The organism is Bombilactobacillus bombi (genome assembly GCF_013607485.1).
Classification (GTDB): domain Bacteria; phylum Bacillota; class Bacilli; order Lactobacillales; family Lactobacillaceae; genus Bombilactobacillus; species Bombilactobacillus bombi_A.
The window spans coordinates 1-398 of record NZ_SCHP01000161.1; the positions used below are offsets into that span (position 1 = coordinate 1).

General features: G+C 73.1%; 1 protein-coding gene. It reads left to right on the forward strand.

Annotated elements, in window-relative coordinates:
- Window positions 1-4: 4 nt before the first annotated feature.
- Window positions 5-175 (forward strand): hypothetical protein, encoded by a 171-nt coding sequence (locus EQ827_RS09335; RefSeq protein WP_445012490.1) that lies wholly within the window; start codon window positions 5-7, stop codon window positions 173-175.
- The last annotated feature ends 223 nt before the right edge of the window (window positions 176-398 follow it).

Consider the following 398-nt stretch of genomic DNA (forward strand, 5'->3'; position numbering starts at 1 on the left):
GATCATGCCCGGCACCCGCGTTGGGCGCGGGGCGGTGGTGCGCCACGCGATCCTGGACAAGAACGTCGTCGTCGGGCCCGGTGAGATGGTCGGCGTGGATCTGGAGAAGGACCGGGAACGCTTCGCGATCAGCGCCGGCGGCGTGGTCGCCGTGGGCAAGGGTGTTTGGATCTAGGTCCGGTTAGCGGCGCGAGCAGACACAGAATCGCCCATTTCGGCACGAAATTGGGCGATTCTGCGTCTGCTCGGCGCGGTGGGGCGCGCCGGCTAGGGCCCTGGCGGCCCGGGTTGGCCGAACAGCTGCCCGCCAGCGCCGCCGCGAGCGCCGGCCGCGGCGGCCCCGCGCCACCTCCCACGCCGCCGTTGCCGATCAACCCCCCGGGCCCGCCGTCTTGGCC